We start from the raw sequence: 19,276 nt of genomic DNA on the forward strand, positions 1-19,276 counted from the left end.
ATTACTCCACTATACACAGGTCAGAATGACACTGTTATGGTCTTTTTAATTGTGCCACAAATTCTCGAATTTGCAACAGTCCCTCATTCCGCGTAGCAGGATGATCAAGCAACGGAATTACCTCTTCTATTTTGCGGACAATGGCACTTCCTACTACAACACCATCGCAAATCTGAGCAAACCGGGCAACCTGTTCGCCAGTAGAGATCCCAAATCCTACAGCCACTGGCAGATCCGTAGCTTGACGAACGGAATCAATAAAGGCTTCTACATCCGCATGGAAAGAGGATCTTTCTCCAGTCACCCCTAATGAAGATACACAATAGATAAAACCGCTCGCACCGGATACAATCTTTGCAATACGTTCGCTTGAGGTTGGTGCAACTAAAGGAATGAGGTTGACTCCAACTTCATCACTACGGCGCCGCATCTCCGCTGATTCCTCAACGGGAAGATCCGGGATAATAAGTCCGCTAATTTCATGCTTGTTCAGATCAGCAAAAAACGTATCTAGACCCATTTGCAGGATAGGATTGTAATAAGAAAACAAGATAAATGGCAAACTGCTGCCGGCTTCACGAGCCTTTAACGCGGTCTCCATGCAAGTGCGCAGGTGAACTTCACCCCGCAGTGCCCGGGCAGATGCTCGCTGAATTACAGGGCCGTCTGCAAGCGGATCAGAGTATGGTACTCCTAGCTCCAGAATATCTGCCCCTGCTGTCTCCAGTTCAGTGATGATGGCAAGAGTAGTCTCCAAATCTGGATCTCCAACAGTCAGAAAAGGAATCAATGCGGTCCGGTTCTCAGCTTTAAGCTTCCGGAATACCAAATCCATCCGGTTTGTAGTTTGGGTTGTCATTCAGTTCCCTTCCCTTCTGTATACGCCATAATGGATTCTACGTCTTTGTCTCCCCGGCCTGACAGGCAGATGACAACAATATCATCCTTAGTAAGGGTTGGACCCATTTTTACAACATGTGCTATCGCATGCGCCGATTCTAACGCTGGAATAATGCCTTCCGTTACGCATAGCAGCTTCAGTGCATCTAGCGCCTCTGCATCTGTAATCGGGACATATTTTGCGCGTTCGATATCTTTTAGATAGGAGTGTTCAGGACCCACACCAGGATAATCCAGGCCTGCGGAGATGGAATGTGCTTCTGTTACTTGTCCATGCTCATCCTGCAGGAGATAACTCATCGATCCCTGGAATACGCCATGAGTTCCTTTACTCATTGTTGCCGCATGAAAAGGGGTATCAATGCCTTTACCAGCCGCCTCTACACCAATCATACCGACATTTTCATCCTCAACAAATGGATAGAACATACCGATGGCATTACTGCCACCGCCTACAGCAGCTACGAGCACATCCGGCAGCCTTCCTTCAGCCTCCAGAATCTGGCGCCGTGTTTCATCCCCAATAACCCGCTGAAAGTTACGAACCATCATCGGATAAGGATGTGGTCCTACAGCTGAACCCAATATATAGAAGGTATCATCTACATTGCTAACCCAGTAGCGAAGCGCTTCGTTGCCGGCATCTTTTAAAGTACGAGATCCGGAAGTAACGGGAATCACTTCTGCACCAAGCAGCTTCATCCGGAATACGTTAAGGGCCTGGCGACGTGTATCCTCTTCCCCCATAAACACCTTACATTCCATTCCTAGCAAAGCTGCAACTGTAGCTGTGGCTACACCATGTTGACCCGCACCCGTCTCAGCGATTACCTTCGTTTTTCCCATCATTTTGGCCAGAATCCCTTGACCAATCGCATTGTTAATCTTATGGGCACCTGTATGATTCAAATCTTCACGCTTCAGATATATTTTAGCTTCTCCCAGATGTTTGCTCAGACGCTCCGCATAATACAGCGGGGTCTCCCGTCCGGAATACTGCTTTAATAGATAATCTATTTCTTCCTGAAAAGCTGGATCTGCCGAAAACTTACGGTAAGCCTCCTCCAACTCAATCAATGCATTCATCAAAGTCTCGGGCACGAAGCGGCCTCCGAATGAACCGAAACGTCCATGCTGGTCCGGTACTTGTATCATGATTGCTTCACCCTTTCCACAAAAGCTGTCATTTTTTGAATATCCTTAATGCCGTCAGTCTCTACTCCACTCGACACGTCTACCCCATACGGGGCATAGGTATCAAGCAATTCACCAACATTATCTGAATGAAGCCCTCCAGCCACAAACAAGGGCAAGTCATGTTGTACTGCAATTTCTTGGTAAGCAGGTAATTTGTTCCATGCGAAGGTTCGGCCAGAGCCGCCGCTCTGCAATGGATCATAAGTATCTAATAAAACCGCATCTACTGCAGCTGCGTAATCTTCCAAGGTATATTCATTTTCAACTTTTTCCCGCTCTTGATCAGCAACGGACAGTGCCTTCCATACCTGAACCTGTGGATAAGCTCGGCGAACCTGCTGGCAAAAAGCTGGACTCTCCTGTCCATGGAGCTGAATTACATCTAAATGCACCACAGACAGCAATTCGTTCAACTCATCCAGCTTCGGATTAACGAAAACCCCGGCAGCCTTAGGGATTTGACCAGTCTTCCAATTTGGAAGCTCTGCAATCAGTTCGGCAGCACGCTCTATGGACACCTTCCGGCGGCTAGGTGCAAAAACAAATCCGATATAATCTAGTGGTAAGTGTAACATAGATTTTAGCACTTCAACGTCCTGAAGTCCACAGATTTTTACTAATGTCTCAGCCATGCCGGACACGGTCCTTTCCGTTAGGAAGCTCCCCGAGCAAACCGTTAACCGCATCCTCTACGTTAGCTTGACGCATTAGATACTCCCCAACGAGCACTCCGTGAGCACCAGTAGTTCTTAGGTAGTCGATGTCTGTTGACCCGGAAATTCCGCTTTCGCTGATCACTGGAACACCTTGCGGCACAAGAGCTGCCAGCTCGGCTGTTGTCTCCAAAGAGGTCTCAAAGGTACGTAGATTACGGTTATTAATTCCAAGAAGAACGTTTGGTTGGGTTATCTTTTCTGTGCTCAGTACAACCGCCAGTTCATTTCGGTCATGCACCTCAGTCAAGATATCCAATCCAAGCTCTGAAGCTATATCTATAAAATGAGACAGTTGTGCCGGTGTCAAAATAGCGACGATCAACAACACCGCATCCGCTCCGAGAAGACGTGCTTCGTAGATCTGCTTCTCATCGATAATAAAATCTTTGCGAAGCAGCGGCAGATTTACAGCTTCCTTCACTTGCTGCAGATAAGCTGCGCTGCCCTGGAAATATTCTGTGTCCGTCAGAACAGATAAGCAATCTGCACCTCCAGCTTCATACCCTTTTGCAATGGAAACAGGATCAAAATCTTCACGGATCAACCCTTTGGAAGGAGAAGCCTTCTTCACCTCAGCGATCAAGCCCATATCTCTGTTCTTCCCTTGGGTCAGAGCCTTACGAAAGCCTCTTGTTGCCGGAAGAAGCGCAATATCACGCTCTGCTTGTGCCAGCGAAAAGTTTTTACTGAGCAGTTCAATCTCTTTAATCTTAGTCGCGACAATTTTATCAAGATACATAATTAAGTTCCTCCGTCATAGCTACAAGCTGATTAAGCTTGGATAGTGCCTTGCCTGAATCCACTACATCTTTTGCTCTCTCTACGCCTCCGGCCATGGTATCTGCCAGACCAGCAACATATATACAGGCTCCGGCGTTAGCAAGAACGATATCGCGATAAGGATTCATCTGCCCTTGAAGGACCGAGGTAATAATCGCCGCATTTTCAGCTGCATCTCCACCCAGCACAGCTTCCAGTGGATGTCTGTTAAGACCTAATGCCTCTGGCGTTACCTCATACGTGGTTACGATGCCCTCTTTTAGCTCAGACACTAATGTAGGGGCCGAGATGCTGATTTCATCCAGACCATCCAAGCTGCTAACAACCATCGCACGCTTGGACCCCAGCTCCTTCAGTACATTAGCCACCGTCTCTGTCTTATTCCGATCATAAATCCCCAGCAGCTGACGGTCAGCACCAGCGGGATTCGTAAGCGGACCAAGCATATTAAAAATCGTCCGCACTCCAAGCTCTTTACGCGGTGCCGCCGCATGCCGCATCGAAGGATGATAGATTTGCGCGAATAAAAAACAAATGCCGATTCGATCCAAGCATTCCCGAGCCTGATCCGCATTCAGATGAATGTTGACGCCCAAAGCTTCAAGTACATCTGCACTTCCTGCTCTACCGGAAGCTGAGCGGTTGCCATGTTTGGCAACTCGTACCGAAGCCGCTGATGAAATAATCGCTGAGGCGGTAGAAATATTAAACTTATGGATGCCGGAACCGCCCGTACCACATGTATCTAGCAGACGCGCTTTTTCAGTAAGGACAGGTGTGCCGAAACCTCTCATGGCTTCCGCAAACCCCGTAATCTCCTCCACGGTCTCTCCCTTAATCCGTAAAGCGGTCAGCAGTGATCCGATTTGCGCCTGTGAAGCCTCTCCCAGCATGATTGCACCCATTATATCCCGTGCTTCTACACGTGTCAGACTTTTGCCTTCGATTAGTCCAGCGATTCCTGATTGTATCAATTTTGTTGCATCCATAATGTTCATCCTCCAGCCTTAATGTAATCTTTTTTATTAATCAAACCACCTGTTCAGGGGTATATGCGTACATGTAATCTTGATTGATGACTTGTTTCTCTTTTATCTCGGGTGGGAACATAGCCTCTGCCATACGAATAGCTTTTAGCATGCCCTTCGCTTTATTCACCGTCTCTTCATACTCTTTCTCCGGAACCGAGTCCCAAACGATACCCGCTCCAGCCTGCACATATGCTCTGCCCTTACGGAAGATGATTGTACGGATGGTGATACATGAATCCATATTTCCCGAGAATCCCAAATATCCAATCGCCCCCGCATAAGCACCACGGGCTTCTCGCTCCAATTCAGCAATAATCTCCATTGCCCGTAGCTTAGGTGCTCCTGAGACAGTACCGGCTGGCAGACAGGAGAGAAAGGCATCAAAGAAATCTTTATCCTCGCTAAGCGTGCCTGACACATTCGAAACCATATGCATGACATGAGAGTATCTTTCAATTTCCATAAAGGAATCACATTTTACAGAACCGAATTTGGACACTCTTCCTAAATCATTACGACCTAGATCAACTAGCATCAAATGCTCTGCACGTTCTTTTTCATCCTCCAGCAGCTCCGCGGCGTAAGCACGATCCGAAGCTTCACTTTCACCTCTTGGTCTTGTTCCGGCAATCGGCCGTGTCTCCACACGATTTCCATCTACCTTTACGAGCGCTTCCGGTGAGGTTCCAACAATAATCTCTTCATCCATTTTCAAATAATACATATATGGAGATGGGTTAAGCGTCCTGAGCATCCGGTATACATGCAGTGGAGAAACTTCCGTTTCAATATGCAGGCGCTGCGACAACACCACTTGAAAAATATCGCCAGCCCGAATGTATTCCTTCGCTTGTTCTACGTTGTTGATATATTGTTCTTTAGTCAGGTTGGAATGAATCTCACCCAGCTCAATATCCTGCGGAATACTGCGGCGGTTCACATTTTCCTTAGGCCCTTCCTTCTGCAGCTCTTCGGCCATATCCTCAAGCTTACGACTTAAGCTTTCGTAATTGGATTTGATATCTGAGTCCGTATCACCGTCTTTAACATGCAGGTTGCCAACTAGGAGAATTTGTTGTTTCACATGATCAAAAACAATGATGCGATCACAGAACATAAACCGGATATCATCCATTTGGAGATCATCTACTGGATGCTCAGGCAGCTTCTCATAATATTGCAGCAGATCATATCCAAAAAATCCGATAGCTCCTCCAGTAAAAGGCGGCATCTCATCCAGCTTAGGGCTACGGTATGAACGAAGCAGCGCCTTAAGCTCCTCAATCGGCTTTCCATGCAGCTGTTTTTTCTTACCGTCGATCTCTACGTTAATCGCACCCTTTTTTCCCGATATCATTAAAAAGGGATCGCTGCCGATGAACGAATACCGGGCCCATTGTTTGCCACCCTCTACACTTTCTAGTAAGAACGCGCGGTCACGTTCAGCAAAACGTTGGAATAACCGGATAGGTGTTTCCATATCAGCCAGCAGCCGCTTCACAACAGGAATCAGATTATAATCCTGCGACAGCATTACCACCTCTTGAACACTCGGATTCGTCATTTTTAGATGCCCCCTTAGTTATATAAATCTTTCCGAAACACAGAAAAACCCTCTACCAAAGTAGAGGGTTTGTGTAAGTAAGTATATGTTTTTGAGCAATGATCAGCATCGTTATGTTGTGCCTACAGACTTATCTCTAAATAAGATACATCACGGATGTGAAATAACACTCCAGTACATATCAAAATAAAGACTCTGCGTACACAAAAACTGCTAATCAGGCATAACGTCTTCAGCGTCCTTATAAGGACGGTAAGCGTATATGCGTGAAATATAAGAATGTATAGAACAAAGCTTATACTTTCTTATATTCGCAAAAATTTCTTGCACTCTGCTCAACTATACTCATCTCAACTCAACTAAACTCTTCTATACTCGGCTAATTACACTATACATGATGACAAGGGTCATTGACAACCCACAACTCAAATTTAAGACTTACTCTGCGACAAATCCGGACGAAGCTTCTGAGCTTCATTCAGATACACATGGCGGATCTCACGCTGTGATTTATCCGTATTAAACTGCACCATTAACCGGATACACATCGGCAGGCTGCCTTTGACCGGGATCTCCGTAGAACACATAAGCGGCACCATTTCCCAGCCCTCAATCTCACGTATGGCTCTTGCCGGAAAAGTAGCATCCAGATCATTGGTCATCGTAATCCATACATTGCTAATATCCTCAGCTATAACATTATTGCGTTCAACGATCTCCCGCAGCAGCACAACGGTTTCACGCAAAATCTCTGTTTCTTCGTTATTAATCACGGTAGTTGCTCCGCGAATCCCTCGATTTACCACGGTTTCCCCTCCTTTTTAAGCTCTGCGAGAACCTCTCGCACAAGCGATTCCTGTACATCGTTTACAATACTAACGGCTCCTATGGCATCAGGCACAATAAAAGTCATTCTGCCTTCTTTGAATTTCTTATCATGCATCATCGCTTCCATTAGCTCCTCTTCATCATATTCAGAAGGAAGCTGTATAGGCAGTGAAAGGGCAGATAACATAGATACTGTATCCTCATAAATGGATCGGTCACGTCCAAGCTTTACAGCCAGCAGCGCCGAACCCGCCATACCAATCGCAATCGCTTCACCGTGCAAAAACACACCATATCCGCCAACCGCTTCAATAGCATGGCCGATCGTATGGCCTAAATTCAGGATCGCCCGAAGTCCATGCTCACGTTCATCGTTCGCCACGACATGAGCTTTGATCGCACAACCGCGCTCAAGGGCATAACCGAGGGCTTCAGCATTCAGAGCAAGCAGCTCATCAGCATGTTCACGGCACCAATATGCAAATTCTTTGTCCATAATCAGACCATGCTTCACTACTTCAGCTAAGCCAGAAGAGACTTGGCGTGGCGGAAGCGTGCGAAGGGTATCCAAATCGTAAAGCACCAGCGAAGGTTGATAGAACGCACCAACCATATTTTTGGCTAGTGGATGATTGACAGCCACTTTGCCGCCTACGCTGCTGTCATGGGCCAGAATCGTCGTTGGAATTTGTAGAAATCCTATTCCGCGCATGTAGGTAGCTGCTACAAAACCAGCTAAATCACCAACAACTCCGCCACCTAAAGCCAACACCGCTGAGTTGCGATCCAGTCCCGCTTGAATCGCGGTCGTCATAACCTCTTCATACACGGTTAATGATTTGGATGCTTCCCCTGCCGGCATAATATGGCTTACTACGGTATAACCTTGCTGACGTAGAGCTTCTTCAAGCGCCGGTAAATACCGTGGAGCTACTTCACTATCACTCACAACCAGTAGCGGGCTACGAGTGGACAGTCCAGCCTCAGCACAGTACTGGCCAATGTTCTGCAGCAGACCACTACCGATGTGGATTGGATAAGAACGATCTCCCAAATCTACATTGATTGTACGCATGATTAATAACTCTCCAATTGTGCAAGATAGTTTTCATAGTTCGCTTTAATTTCTTCGAGAGAATCCCCGCCGAATTTATCAAGAAATGCTTTGGCAACTTCCCATGCCACTACGCTTTCCAAAACCACACATGCCGCTGGAACCGCACATGCATCCGAACGTTCTACTTGAGCTGTAAAAGGTTCTTTCGTATCGATATCTACACTTTGAAGTGGCTTATACAAGGTAGGAATAGGCTTCATAACACCACGAACCACTACCGGCATGCCATTCGTCATCCCGCCTTCAAAACCGCCTAAACGATTGCTTGCGCGATAGTATCCTTTAGAAGCTTCATACATAATTTCATCATGGACTTGCGATCCACGCAATTTTCCTGCTTCAAATCCAATGCCGATTTCAACGCCTTTGAAGGCATTAATCGACATCACTGCCCCAGCGATCGCCCCGTCCAGCTTCCGGTCTGACTGTACATAGCTGCCAAGTCCAATGGGCAGTCCTTCGACGATACATTCAACGATTCCACCGATGGAGTCTCCCTCTTCCTTGATCTGATCTATGTAAGCCTCCATTTTCTGTTCTGTTTCTTTGTCGACAACTCTGACAGAAGACTGTTCTGTCCGTTCAATCAGTTCATCGATAGGCAGATCATTTACAGGTGCCTCAATTTCACCAATGCGAATGACTTGACCTGCTACTTTCACACCAAAAGCTGCCAGCAGCTGTCTGGCTACAGCGCCACATGCGACTCTGGCTGCGGTTTCGCGGGCACTGGAGCGCTCCAGAACGTTGCGAAGATCCGTATGATTGTACTTCAATCCACCATTCAAATCTGCATGTCCAGGACGCGGCCGATTTACCCGGCGTTTTTCTTCATCACTGCCTGGAATAGGTTCAATATTCATAATGTTCTTCCAGTGAGTCCAATCCTTGTTCTCTACTACCAAGGCTACCGGAGCACCCGTAGTATAGCCGTGACGTACTCCACCTACAATTTGTGCCGTATCTTTTTCAATCTGCATGCGGCGTCCACGTCCGTATCCCTTTTGTCGACGATGCAATTGAAAGTTAAGCTCTTCAAAATCCAAAGTTAAATTACTTGGCAATCCCTCAATAATAGCCGTTAGCTGGGGGCCGTGCGTTTCCCCCGCTGTTAAATAGCGTAAACTCATGATGTCTTCCCCCTTTTATACTTTTAAACTGTAAACCGCTAAAATCCTATGATCTTTGCTCATTATAGTATAGGGAATCCGCTTTGACAAGAAAGGGATCTCCCTAGAAACACTGTATGTATACCGAAATAAAAAGCGCCATCCATACCCTTAAGAGTATGAATGGCGCTCCTCGGCTCGGTCCTCAGCTTGTTAGCTGCCGAGCCGCTGGCTTGGTGAAGGGAATGTAGACTTACGCTCTTCCAGCTGCAGAAGGCGCTCCAATTGCATTTCTTCCACACCGAGAATTTGCCCGCACTCACGAACGGTGATAAAGCCTCGTTTGTACGCGGCAATGACCTTGCTTTTGTCCATCGGTTTAACTTTCCTTTCACTTAGCGTACAGATTCTACTATCCAGTATCACTGAACTTTTGCGAAAGTATACCTTTGAAGTTAATGGCGAAGGAGCAAAAAGTATTTATTTTTTACGATAGAAAAAAGTTTCCGTCGATTCAAAGCCATATTGAGCCGGTGTAAAGATTTGCTCTGTGCTGCCCACAAACAAATAACCACCCGGACGTAAGCTAGCTGAAAACTTATGATAGAGCTTGTTCTTCGCTTCTTCAGTAAAATAGATCATAACATTGCGACAAATAATAAGATCGAAACCTTCGTCGAACTTGTCCAAGAGCAAATTTTGTTTGCGGAAATCTATGTTTTTCTTAAGTGAATCGCTGACCTTGAAGACAGGGCCTTCCGGCGTAAAATAACGTGCTGCCACGTCTTTCGGCACATCCTTTAAAGAACGTTCCAAATAAAGACCCTGCTTTGCTTTGGATAAAGCGCCATCATCAATGTCAGTGGCAAGAATACCTGTCTGCGCCAATATATTCTTGTCCGACAAAATCATAGCCAGCGTGTAAGGCTCTTCGCCTGTGGAACATGCCGCGCTCCACAGCTTTAATTTGCGGCCCGACTGCTGGAGGTCAGGGAGGATAATATCCCGCAAAACTTCCCAGCGATTCGGATTCCGCCAGAACTCAGAGACATTGATCGTCATTCGATCTAAAAATTCATAAAATAAGTCCTTATTTTTCATCATCGCCGCAAAAAAATCACTGAAGGTATGATACCCATTCTTCATCCGAAGAGTCGTCAAACGCCGCTTCATCTGTGCTTCTTTATATTGAGCCAGATCAATTCCGGTGCTTTGTTTAACGTTGTGAATAAATCCGCTATAATCTGGATCTGTTGTTAATGCTGCAACATTACGATCAGACATGTTAATCCCCTGCCTCCCACCTGGACCTTACATCCAGACTGCGATGTCTTTGTTATACTGATTCAGTTCATCTGGAGCAAAGAAATTAGCAATTTCCCGTTCTGCACTTTCAGGCGAGTCTGATCCATGAATTAAATTAAGTGGTGTATGGCTGGCAAAGTCGCCACGAATCGTGCCTGGCAGAGCTTCTCCAACTTTTGTTTTGCCTATGAGTGTCCGGGATAAAGTTACGACATCATCGCCTTCCCATACCATTGCAAACACTGGACCTGAAGTGATGAAAGAGACCAGCTCTGAAAAAAAGTCTTTGCCTGCATGCTCAGCATAATGTCTTTTCGCTTGATCCTCACTAACTGTAATCAGTTTAGCAGCGACCAATTTAAACCCCTTATCCTCAAAGCGGGCAACAATACGCCCTATTAATCCACGTTGAACTCCATCAGGCTTGACCATCAGATACGTCTTTTCCATAGAAGCACTCTCCATTTTCCCATTTGAAGGGTTGTTTTGACGCTATCTTAACAGAAACATTGCTTTCTGGAAACGTTTAATTTCAATCTCACCAGAAGATCAATAACTTCTACCTGTTATAAAATACGCAATATCGCGCAGATTGCGCTTAGTCTTATTGTTAGGCAATTGTTCCAGCGCCGCCAGCGCCTTGTCGATATAACGTGAAGCGAGCTCCTCAGAACGGGCGATTCCGTCTCCGGAAAGAATGAGATCAATCGCATGTCCTACCGTGCTATGTCCCTCACGTATAGACTTCAGTTCCTCAAGCAATGACTCGCGCAGTCGCTCATCCTCAAGACTATAAATCACTGGAAGTGTAATGTTTCCTTGCCGCATATCACTGCCCGGAGGTTTACCGATCTGTTTCTCTGTGCCTGAGAGATCCAGTAAATCATCACGAATCTGGAACGCCATACCCACGTTATATCCATAATTATAAAGCAGACGAGCTACTTCTGGATCTGCCTCAGCAGCAAGAGCGCCGAGTTGGCAGCTAACTGCAATCAGCAGGGCTGTTTTGCGGCGGATACGCCGTAGATAATGACGTACACTTTGCTCACTGTTGAAAAAGTCACGAATCTGCTCCATCTCTCCGATCGACATTTCGATCATCGCCTTAGACAGAATTTGATGAATTCGTGGATTCTTCAGCTCCGTAGTCATAACCAGCGCTTTTGCATATATGTAGTCACCAGTGTACATGGCAATTTTATCGCCCCATTTTGCTTTCACGGTGAGTTCACCACGGCGCAATTCTGCATCGTCGATCACATCATCATGGACCAGTGAAGCGCTATGGATCAACTCTAACGGTATCGCCACCCGTTTCAGTTTTTCCAGATCATACTTACCGAATTTCCCGCCCATTAGGACAAATACGGGACGTAATCTTTTGCCGCCTGCCTTTAATAAATGCAGGGAGGTTTCTGTAAGCAGATCGTCATCCCCCTGTACACTGCGGTACAGCTCTTTTTCAATCTGATCCATATCTCTGTTCAGTAATCCGAATATTTGCAGTCGTTTCATTCTTTCACCCGTGTCAACAGTTTATGGCTCCAAATCTCCATCTTCACTTCCTGCGGCAGCAGGCCCATCTCATAGGCATAGCGGAAATAGAGGTTCAAACCTTGCTGCTGCCTTTCTCCAAAATCATAACATAAATTGCGGAAGTACCCTTCCCAATAAGACTTTGTTCCTCCAATGTTAGAACAAGCTGCTTGTACAATAGGATCTAAATCTCTCAATCCCCGCATTTTACTCTCGGCAAAAGCCTCTGCAATCTCAGAAATAGCTTCCGGTTTGTCCTCCGCAGCCTTTCGATTCACTGCCCAGACCGCAAAGGTCATCCCTAAGCCCGTCCATTCCTTCCAAACCTCAGCTAGATCAGTAACGATATAACCTTGATCCTGCCATGAGGCCTTAATAGCATTATCACCAATTAATAAACAGGCATCCGCTTCATGCATCATGTCATCCAAATCAGGATTAGCGCTAATATACTCCGGTTTATTGCCAAAAGCTTTTTCCATTAAAATTTTCAGCAAATTTACTGAGGTTGCAGAAGTATTCGTAACAGCGATCTTACCGCTGCCAATCTGAGCAAATGGCACCCTGGAAAAAAGGAATATTGATCTCACAGGACCGTCCGCGCTAACCGATAAATCAGGTAGAAGTAATAATTTGTCACTGGCCTCAGCATAAGCAAAAGAGGATAAAGCACCTACATGAATAGTTCCACGGCTCATCCCCTGATTAAGAATGGCAGGTACCTCACTCACCATCTCTGCAGGATATTTCAGTGCAGAGGGATGAAAATTGTGAAATACCGGCCATGAGTTGGTATAGCTGATTTTGCCAATGATGGTGTGGCTGTTATTGTCCATCCTTTCAATCCCCCCATCTTCGAAATAAATTGTGTTCAATATTAAAGCTGTCAAGCACTTTGCCCACCATGAAATTAATCAGATCATCCATACTTTGCGGCCCAAAATAAAAAGCCGGCATTGCGGGAATCATCCGAACTCCCAGACGGGACAGCTTCAACATATTCTCTAGATGAATAGCATGCAGTGGAGTCTCACGAGGTACAAGCACCAGTGGGCGGCCTTCCTTGAGCATAACGTCAGCAGCACGTGTCATCAGATTATCAGAGGTCCCATTCGCTACCGCGGATAATGTTCCCATAGAGCAAGGCATAATAATCATCCCTTCCACACGAAACGAACCACTTGCAATGGATGCGCCGATATCCGCAACAGGATGATAAAGCAGAGAACCGGGATAGCCTTTGAACCTTTCGTTCAAAAAGCCCTCCCGGTCTGATGCGATATAGCCAAGTTCTTCTTTAAATACGCGCCAGCCCGCATTGCTAACTACCAAATGCACGGAGTAGCCTAGTGACAGCAAGGTTTCAGTTAGACGAACACCATATATCGCACCGCTTGCTCCTGTAATTCCAACCACGATGTTTTTCGGTTTAGTAAGCGTCATTAGTAGAACTGCACCACCAAGTCAATCAAAGTGAAAGAGAACACCACGATGCTCAATACGCCGTTCATAGTGAAAAAAGCAGTCTGCAGACGGCTCAGGTCACTCGGAGATACAATGTAGTGCTCATAAAAGAGAATGATATATGCGATGATCATGCCTGCTACATACCACCAGCTTAAATCCGTCATAAACAGCAACGATACGAAACCAATCGCCGTGAGAATGTGAAATACGCGGGCAATAAAGAGTGCACCTTGAACCCCGAACCGAACCGGAATGGACTTCAAGCCCTCTTTTAGATCAAACTCAACATCCTGACAAGAATAAATTACATCAAAACCTGCAGTCCAAAACACAATAGTGAAATAAAATACCATTGAAGTCCAATTCACACTACCAGTTACAGCTACCCAACCGCCTAAAGGTGCAAGCGCAATGGTCAGACCGAGGATAAGATGGCAGGCCCATGTAAAGCGCTTAGTAAATGAATAAATGACAAGAAGGAAAACTGCGATTGGCAAGAGCTTGGCCGACAAAGGATTCAGCTTAAAGGCTGCCCAAAAGAGTAAGAAAAACGAAATGCCGATAAAAATGACGACTTCACCGATCTTCAATAATCCTGCAGGAATAGCTCTTCCCGCTGTGCGTGGATTCTTAGCATCACTTATCCGGTCAATCAGTCGATTCAGACCCATAGCAGCGCTCCGTGCCCCAAACATAGCCACTACGATCCAACCAATCTGGCTCCAGGTAGGTAGTGTGCCAAACATGACAACGGAACCAAGTAAAGCGCCCATAAAAGCAAAAGGTAAAGCAAATACCGTATGTTCAAACTTGATCATTTGTAAAAAGATACCGATTTTCTTAAACATTCCCGTTCTCCTTGAGCCCAATATGTAATGCCGCGATGCCTCCGGTCAAGGGGAAGGATTCCACTTTTTGCAGTCCGGTTTCACGGAAAATAGCAGCTAATTGCTCCCGGTCAGGGAACAGCGCCAGCGATTCTGGCAACCATTTGTATTGCTCATACCTTTTAGCGAATAACTTGCCCAGCAATGGGAGTACACGCTGAAAATAAAAGAAATAGATACCTTTAAACGGTTGTTTCATCGGCTTGGAAAGCTCCAGGCAGACCACCATTCCTCCGGGCTTCACCACCCGTTTCATCTCGTTCAGCACTTGAACAAGATCCGGTACGTTGCGGAGTCCAAAACCAATCGTTGCATAATCAAATGCGTTGTCTTCAAAAGGCAACTCCATAGCGTTGCCCTGTACGAGAGAGATCCGGTCCTGAAGCTTGCGCTCCTCCACCTTACGGCGCCCCACTTCAAGCATGCCTGCACTGAAGTCGAGCCCTATCACATTCCCTGTCTGTGAGGCTTCGGCCAAGGCAATGCTCCAATCGCAAGTGCCGCAGCATAAGTCTACAGCTGAATCCCCGCGCTTCATACCCATCTTCTTCATCGTGAACTTACGCCAAGCCTTATGGCGGCGAAAGCTTAAGATGTCATTCATCAAATCATATTTACCTGCAATACTCTCAAACACCGAGTGCACAAACTGTTCCTTCGGCTTGCTGTTATCACCCACAGCAGTTGTAGTTTTGTCCATAGTCATCCACTAACCCTCCACGGCTGCTTGTCCTGAGACTTTCATCTGCAGGAGAATACGATCCAGCGCTATCTCAAGCTCTCTAAGCAGGCTTTCGTCTTTAACGCTTTGTAATAGTCCCTGAATCGACTGAATCGACTGATGGAGCTTGTCCGTCAGCAGAGAATCACATTTATATTTCATCTTCAGCATCTTCCAGTCCTTCTGATCAAGGTTCTGGTCTTGAAGCTGTTTGCGTTCTTCCTCTGTCGCTGACTCCAGCATCTTCCAGTAGCAATAACCATTGCTTGCATTCTCAAGGTTATCACAACGCTGAAGCTCTATGGCAACAGTTTCGCACTGACTGAACTCTGTCAATAACTTCTCCCACAATTCCACTAAGGAATTCTCGATCATGGGCGTAAAAGAAAGGAACAGCCGCATATTGAGCTGTACCATGTGCCGCAAGTATTGTTCAGCCGAAAGACGGATTCCTCTCATCTTCACATAGAGGTTCGCTTTCAAGACATTGAAATCAGCAATCGCCTTACTCAAGATTCCAACCATCTCAATCTGATCACTCTTTGCAAGCAGATGGTAAAACCAGCTACTAAAATAATCACCAGCCAATACCTTTAATTGACGGGAACGCATAGGATCTCCACCGCGTCTATCATTCGAGCGGTCAATTACCTCATGTGTATCTAGTCCAAGTTGAATAAGTGCGGTTACGAGCGTATACAACTCACCAGTACTTCCTTTTACAGAAGATCCATGGTTTAGAAAAATATATAACAAATGACCCCGGCCATCAGAAAACGGCGGCAAATCCGTATGCTTCTGAATCATGTCGTAGTCGGTGTAGGGTTTTGCCAGTTGCGGTATGCAGTACGGTTTCATTTCAGCCTCCGAAGCCATTGACATTTATATTAATTCCTTTGTTCACAATCTTGTCTATTATATCACATGTTTTTTTGTCACGCACTGTGATACAACTGAGTTTCTTTTATTCTTCTCAAGGATAAATGAACTGCTTCTTCCAGAGCTCAGTCTCACTAATACGGAAGCCTGTCTTGAGACGCTCGGATATGGGGAGATTACCCGCAGACTGAAGTTCATTCTGGAGTTCAACGGACCACTCCGCGCGTCTGATATCCCCTGCTAGCAGCAGCCGGCGGCTATCCAGCCATTTATCCATGACCACGATGCGCAGCAGAAGCTGATCCACATTCAAGGTTTCTTGAAAAGCAAAAGAAATAGTCTGTGCCATATTTCGATAAAGCTCCTGGGGTTCATGATCATTTCCGCTCACTTTTAAATCCAGAGACAGAACGTGATCCTCCCAGCCTACGCTATCAATGGATAAGGTCAATGGAAGTGCGCCAAGAACATCAACAAGATTATCGTTGTCTAGCACCGTGTTATGGCCGCCAGTAAAAGTCTCCACTGCACCATTTCTCTGCTGTAAGGTTGAATCCATATCTGCCACTTTGGGCAATATTACAGCAGAGGTTGCAGTCAAGAGTAATACGGCTCCAACCCACCAGGCCTTGTTCATGAACACGCCCCCCTTATCCATAATTCCCACTCTTAGCGGAATACGATCATTTCTCTTTACTATATTTTGAAAAAAAGCAGGCTATGCCTGCTTTTCAGCTTTCACTTTCCAATTGTCCGTGCTTTGTCCATATTTCAGCCTTACCGCGGATCTTCATCGCTGAGGTATGATCAGTAAACTGGGCAATCAATACCTCACCCTTATCCAGCTTCTCTGTATGATGAAAACGTGTATCTGTACCTCTGGTTAACCCAATGACCTGAACGCCATTATCTTTAGCCTTAACCACAATATAGTCGCTGCCCGTTGGAAGCGGAGTAGTACCCGTATTTTTATCCATCATCACTCATCCTCCTCTAAACCTATTATACAGTTCATAGTATTTCAAAAAACAAATGCCGCCTTGGAGGGCGGCATAGTTGTTCTTAAAAAGACTATGGGATAGGTATGTAGAAATCTTTATTTGATTCCGTCTTTCAGCGCCTTACCGGGTTTGAATGCCGGTACCTTGCTTGCAGGAATTTCGATTTCTTCACCAGTTTGCGGGTTACGGCCTTTACGTGCAGAACGCTCACGCACTTCAAAGTTTCCGAATCCAACCAGTTGTACTTTATCACCGCTTTGCAGTGCTTCTGTAATTGCTTCGAAAACCGCATCTACAGCTTTAGTAGCATCCTTCTTGGGAAGTTCAGTTGCTTCTGTAACTACATTGATCAAATCTGATTTATTCATGTTTTCTCACCTCCCTGAGTAAATTCTCCGGTATCATACACTGTTTCCGTTTCAACGTAAAATATACGTGATAATCCCGTTTAAAACATAACTTTGGCGCCCTTAGACCTTGAAGCGCAACAAACTTATAGTAATACAGCCCATCCATAAATTCAAGCTGTTACTCAAAAAAGGAGCAGAAATTATCATCTATCCTTGCATATTTATCTAAATTCAATCTAATTTGTTAGACCTATAGGAGCATTTAAGGTCTTTATTTCATCAGAATAATTGAGTCAGATTCACCGTTATTATAGGAACTAGGAATCAAGTTTTAGGATAGATACAAATAAAAAGAGCAGGATTTCTCCCACTCTTTGAATTTATTTATATTCAGCTTAGAGAATAATTGCAATAAGTCCGCCGGAACCCTCATTTATAATGCGACCAAGCGTTTCTTGCAGTTTGTAGCGCGCATTATCCGGCATCATAGCTATCTTGCCTTGAATTCCTTCTCTTACAATGGAGTGCAGGGAGCGGCCAAAAATATCGGATTCCCAAATCTTAATAGGATCATTCTCAAAGTCCTGCATCAGATAACGAACCAGCTCTTCGCTTTGCTTTTCCGTTCCGATGATTGGCGAGAATTCAGACTCCACATCCACCCGAATCATATGAATGGATGGTGCCGTAGCCTTTAAGCGAACCCCGAAGCGAGAGCCCTGACGAATCAGTTCTGGCTCGTCGAGTGCCATTTCGGCTAAAGATGGAGCCGCGATACCATAGCCAGTAGTCTTGACCATTTCCAAAGCTTCTGAGAATCGGTCGTATTCTCGTTTCGCATGTGAGAACTCCTGCATAAGCTGGAGCAAATGATCCTTACCGCGGATCTCAACCCCAACCACTTCCATCAGAACTTGATCGTACAGCTCTTCTGGAGCATACAGGTCGATCTCTGCTACACCCTGACCCATGTTCATACCACTTAGGCCAGCTTTATCAATAAAGTCATATTCGGTGAACTGAGATACGAGGCGGTCAACATCCCTCAGGCGGCGAATGTCTTTTACCGTATCGCGAACGGAGTTCTCATAACTACTACGTAGCCAGTGGTTTTCTCCAAGCACCATAACCCAGCTTGGCAGATTTACATTTACTTCATGCACTGGGAATTCATAAAGCACTTCCCGCAGCACACCAGTTACGTCATCTTCGCTCATGTTTGCGGCGCTTAGCGTCATAACTGGGATATCGTATTTGATGGCTAGCTCGTTACGGAGCTGCTGCGCTTCCTCACTGCGTGGCCGGGTGGAGTTAATGACAAGCACAAACGGCTTACCCACTTCCTTCAGCTCTGCAATGACGCGCTCTTCAGAGTCCACGTACGAGTTCCGCGGAATTTCTGCAATCGTACCATCTGTTGTTACCACTACACCTAGCGTTGAATGCTCCTGAATAACCTTACGTGTCCCGATTTCTGCCGCTTCCTGAAAAGGAATAGGCTCTTCAAACCAAGGTGTAGAGATCATACGTGGTCCATTTTCATCCTCGTAACCTTTTGCACCCTCTACAGCGTAACCTACACAGTCTACCAGACGAACATTAACCTCAAGCCCTTCCGCAACCTTGATTTGGACTGCGTTGTTTGGCACAAACTTCGGTTCTGTCGTCATAATCGTTTTGCCTGCTGCGCTTTGCGGAAGCTCATCCACAGCTCTTACTCGATCAGCCTCATTCGTGATGTTTGGCAGGACAATTGTTTCCATGAAGCGCTTGATAAATGTCGATTTCCCCGTGCGAACCGCGCCGACGACGCCAAGATAAATGTCTCCGCCGGTACGCTCGGCAATGTCCTTGAAAATATCCACTTTTTCCAAAAGAGATCCCC

General features: G+C 45.9%; 22 protein-coding genes. All 22 read right to left on the reverse strand.

Going from position 1 to position 19,276, the window contains the following annotated elements:
* Positions 1-34: 34 nt before the first annotated feature.
* The 22 genes from trpA to spoIVA all read right to left on the reverse strand — a co-directional run bounded on the left by trpA (position 35) and on the right by spoIVA (position 19,265).
* Positions 35-859 carry a tryptophan synthase subunit alpha gene (trpA, locus tag NST94_RS20160; protein WP_076127517.1) on the reverse strand — a complete coding sequence of 275 codons (825 nt, stop codon included), beginning with the start codon at positions 857-859 and terminating at the stop codon, positions 35-37.
* Positions 856-2,055 (reverse strand): tryptophan synthase subunit beta, encoded by a 1,200-nt coding sequence (gene trpB, locus NST94_RS20165; RefSeq protein ID WP_076127515.1) that lies wholly within the window; start codon positions 2,053-2,055, stop codon positions 856-858. Before trpB ends, trpA begins: the two co-directional genes overlap by 4 nt.
* Positions 2,052-2,729 (reverse strand): phosphoribosylanthranilate isomerase, encoded by a 678-nt coding sequence (locus NST94_RS20170; protein ID WP_076302758.1) that lies wholly within the window; start codon positions 2,727-2,729, stop codon positions 2,052-2,054. Before NST94_RS20170 ends, trpB begins: the two co-directional genes overlap by 4 nt.
* Entirely contained in the window at positions 2,722-3,552 is an 831-nt protein-coding gene (trpC, locus tag NST94_RS20175; RefSeq protein WP_076302759.1) for an indole-3-glycerol phosphate synthase TrpC, read from the reverse strand. Before trpC ends, NST94_RS20170 begins: the two co-directional genes overlap by 8 nt.
* The gene (gene trpD / locus NST94_RS20180) at positions 3,542-4,582 is read right to left on the reverse strand and encodes an anthranilate phosphoribosyltransferase (RefSeq protein WP_175617300.1); all 1,041 of its coding nucleotides are present in this window, start codon (positions 4,580-4,582) and stop codon (positions 3,542-3,544) included. Before trpD ends, trpC begins: the two co-directional genes overlap by 11 nt.
* Before the next feature lie 40 nt (positions 4,583-4,622).
* Complete coding sequence (gene trpE / locus NST94_RS20185) at positions 4,623-6,188, reverse strand: anthranilate synthase component I (RefSeq protein ID WP_076302760.1); 1,566 nt, start codon at positions 6,186-6,188, stop codon at positions 4,623-4,625.
* A 431-nt stretch (positions 6,189-6,619) separates the two neighbouring features.
* Positions 6,620-6,994, reverse strand: coding sequence for a chorismate mutase (gene aroH, locus NST94_RS20190; RefSeq protein ID WP_076127508.1), 375 nt, complete (start codon positions 6,992-6,994; stop codon positions 6,620-6,622).
* Positions 6,988-8,091, reverse strand: coding sequence for a 3-dehydroquinate synthase (gene aroB / locus NST94_RS20195; protein WP_076302761.1), 1,104 nt, complete (start codon positions 8,089-8,091; stop codon positions 6,988-6,990). The genes aroH and aroB overlap by 7 nt, the downstream gene beginning before the upstream one ends.
* Before the next feature lie 2 nt (positions 8,092-8,093).
* Entirely contained in the window at positions 8,094-9,263 is a 1,170-nt protein-coding gene (gene aroC, locus NST94_RS20200; protein ID WP_076302762.1) for a chorismate synthase, read from the reverse strand.
* Positions 9,264-9,455: 192 nt separating this feature from the next.
* Positions 9,456-9,617, reverse strand: coding sequence for a hypothetical protein (locus tag NST94_RS20205; protein WP_179088774.1), 162 nt, complete (start codon positions 9,615-9,617; stop codon positions 9,456-9,458).
* A 105-nt stretch (positions 9,618-9,722) separates the two neighbouring features.
* Positions 9,723-10,526, reverse strand: coding sequence for a protein-glutamate O-methyltransferase CheR (locus NST94_RS20210; protein ID WP_036676236.1), 804 nt, complete (start codon positions 10,524-10,526; stop codon positions 9,723-9,725).
* A 27-nt stretch (positions 10,527-10,553) separates the two neighbouring features.
* A complete protein-coding gene (gene ndk, locus NST94_RS20215; protein ID WP_076127503.1) occupies positions 10,554-10,997 on the reverse strand; it encodes a nucleoside-diphosphate kinase in 444 nt (147 codons plus the stop codon).
* 99 nt (positions 10,998-11,096) lie between these two features.
* Complete coding sequence (locus NST94_RS20220; RefSeq protein ID WP_076127501.1) at positions 11,097-12,065, reverse strand: polyprenyl synthetase family protein; 969 nt, start codon at positions 12,063-12,065, stop codon at positions 11,097-11,099.
* Positions 12,062-12,922, reverse strand: coding sequence for a menaquinone biosynthesis protein (locus tag NST94_RS20225; RefSeq protein ID WP_076127500.1), 861 nt, complete (start codon positions 12,920-12,922; stop codon positions 12,062-12,064). Before NST94_RS20225 ends, NST94_RS20220 begins: the two co-directional genes overlap by 4 nt.
* 4 nt (positions 12,923-12,926) lie before the next feature.
* Positions 12,927-13,529, reverse strand: coding sequence for a flavin prenyltransferase UbiX (locus NST94_RS20230; protein ID WP_036676229.1), 603 nt, complete (start codon positions 13,527-13,529; stop codon positions 12,927-12,929).
* Positions 13,529-14,401 carry a UbiA-like polyprenyltransferase gene (locus tag NST94_RS20235; protein WP_076127498.1) on the reverse strand — a complete coding sequence of 291 codons (873 nt, stop codon included), beginning with the start codon at positions 14,399-14,401 and terminating at the stop codon, positions 13,529-13,531. The genes NST94_RS20230 and NST94_RS20235 overlap by 1 nt, the downstream gene beginning before the upstream one ends.
* Positions 14,394-15,146, reverse strand: coding sequence for a demethylmenaquinone methyltransferase (locus tag NST94_RS20240; RefSeq protein ID WP_139329851.1), 753 nt, complete (start codon positions 15,144-15,146; stop codon positions 14,394-14,396). Before NST94_RS20240 ends, NST94_RS20235 begins: the two co-directional genes overlap by 8 nt.
* Before the next feature lie 3 nt (positions 15,147-15,149).
* Positions 15,150-16,043, reverse strand: a complete 894-nt coding sequence (locus NST94_RS20245; protein WP_232061419.1) for a heptaprenyl diphosphate synthase component 1 — start codon at positions 16,041-16,043, stop codon at positions 15,150-15,152.
* 91 nt (positions 16,044-16,134) lie between these two features.
* The gene (locus tag NST94_RS20250) at positions 16,135-16,677 is read right to left on the reverse strand and encodes a hypothetical protein (RefSeq protein ID WP_280753030.1); all 543 of its coding nucleotides are present in this window, start codon (positions 16,675-16,677) and stop codon (positions 16,135-16,137) included.
* Positions 16,678-16,771: 94 nt separating this feature from the next.
* Positions 16,772-17,020, reverse strand: coding sequence for a trp RNA-binding attenuation protein MtrB (gene mtrB, locus NST94_RS20255; RefSeq protein WP_051490908.1), 249 nt, complete (start codon positions 17,018-17,020; stop codon positions 16,772-16,774).
* A gap of 116 nt (positions 17,021-17,136) precedes the next feature.
* On the reverse strand, positions 17,137-17,409 hold the full coding sequence (locus NST94_RS20260; protein ID WP_036676223.1) for an HU family DNA-binding protein: 273 nt from the start codon (positions 17,407-17,409) through the stop codon (positions 17,137-17,139).
* Between the two features lie 377 nt (positions 17,410-17,786).
* Positions 17,787-19,265 (reverse strand): stage IV sporulation protein A, encoded by a 1,479-nt coding sequence (gene spoIVA, locus NST94_RS20265; protein ID WP_036676222.1) that lies wholly within the window; start codon positions 19,263-19,265, stop codon positions 17,787-17,789.
* Between the last annotated feature and the right edge of the window lie 11 nt (positions 19,266-19,276).

Source organism: Paenibacillus sp. FSL H8-0282, from assembly GCF_037963825.1.
GTDB classification, from domain to species: Bacteria; Bacillota; Bacilli; order Paenibacillales; family Paenibacillaceae; genus Paenibacillus_AQ; species Paenibacillus_AQ odorifer.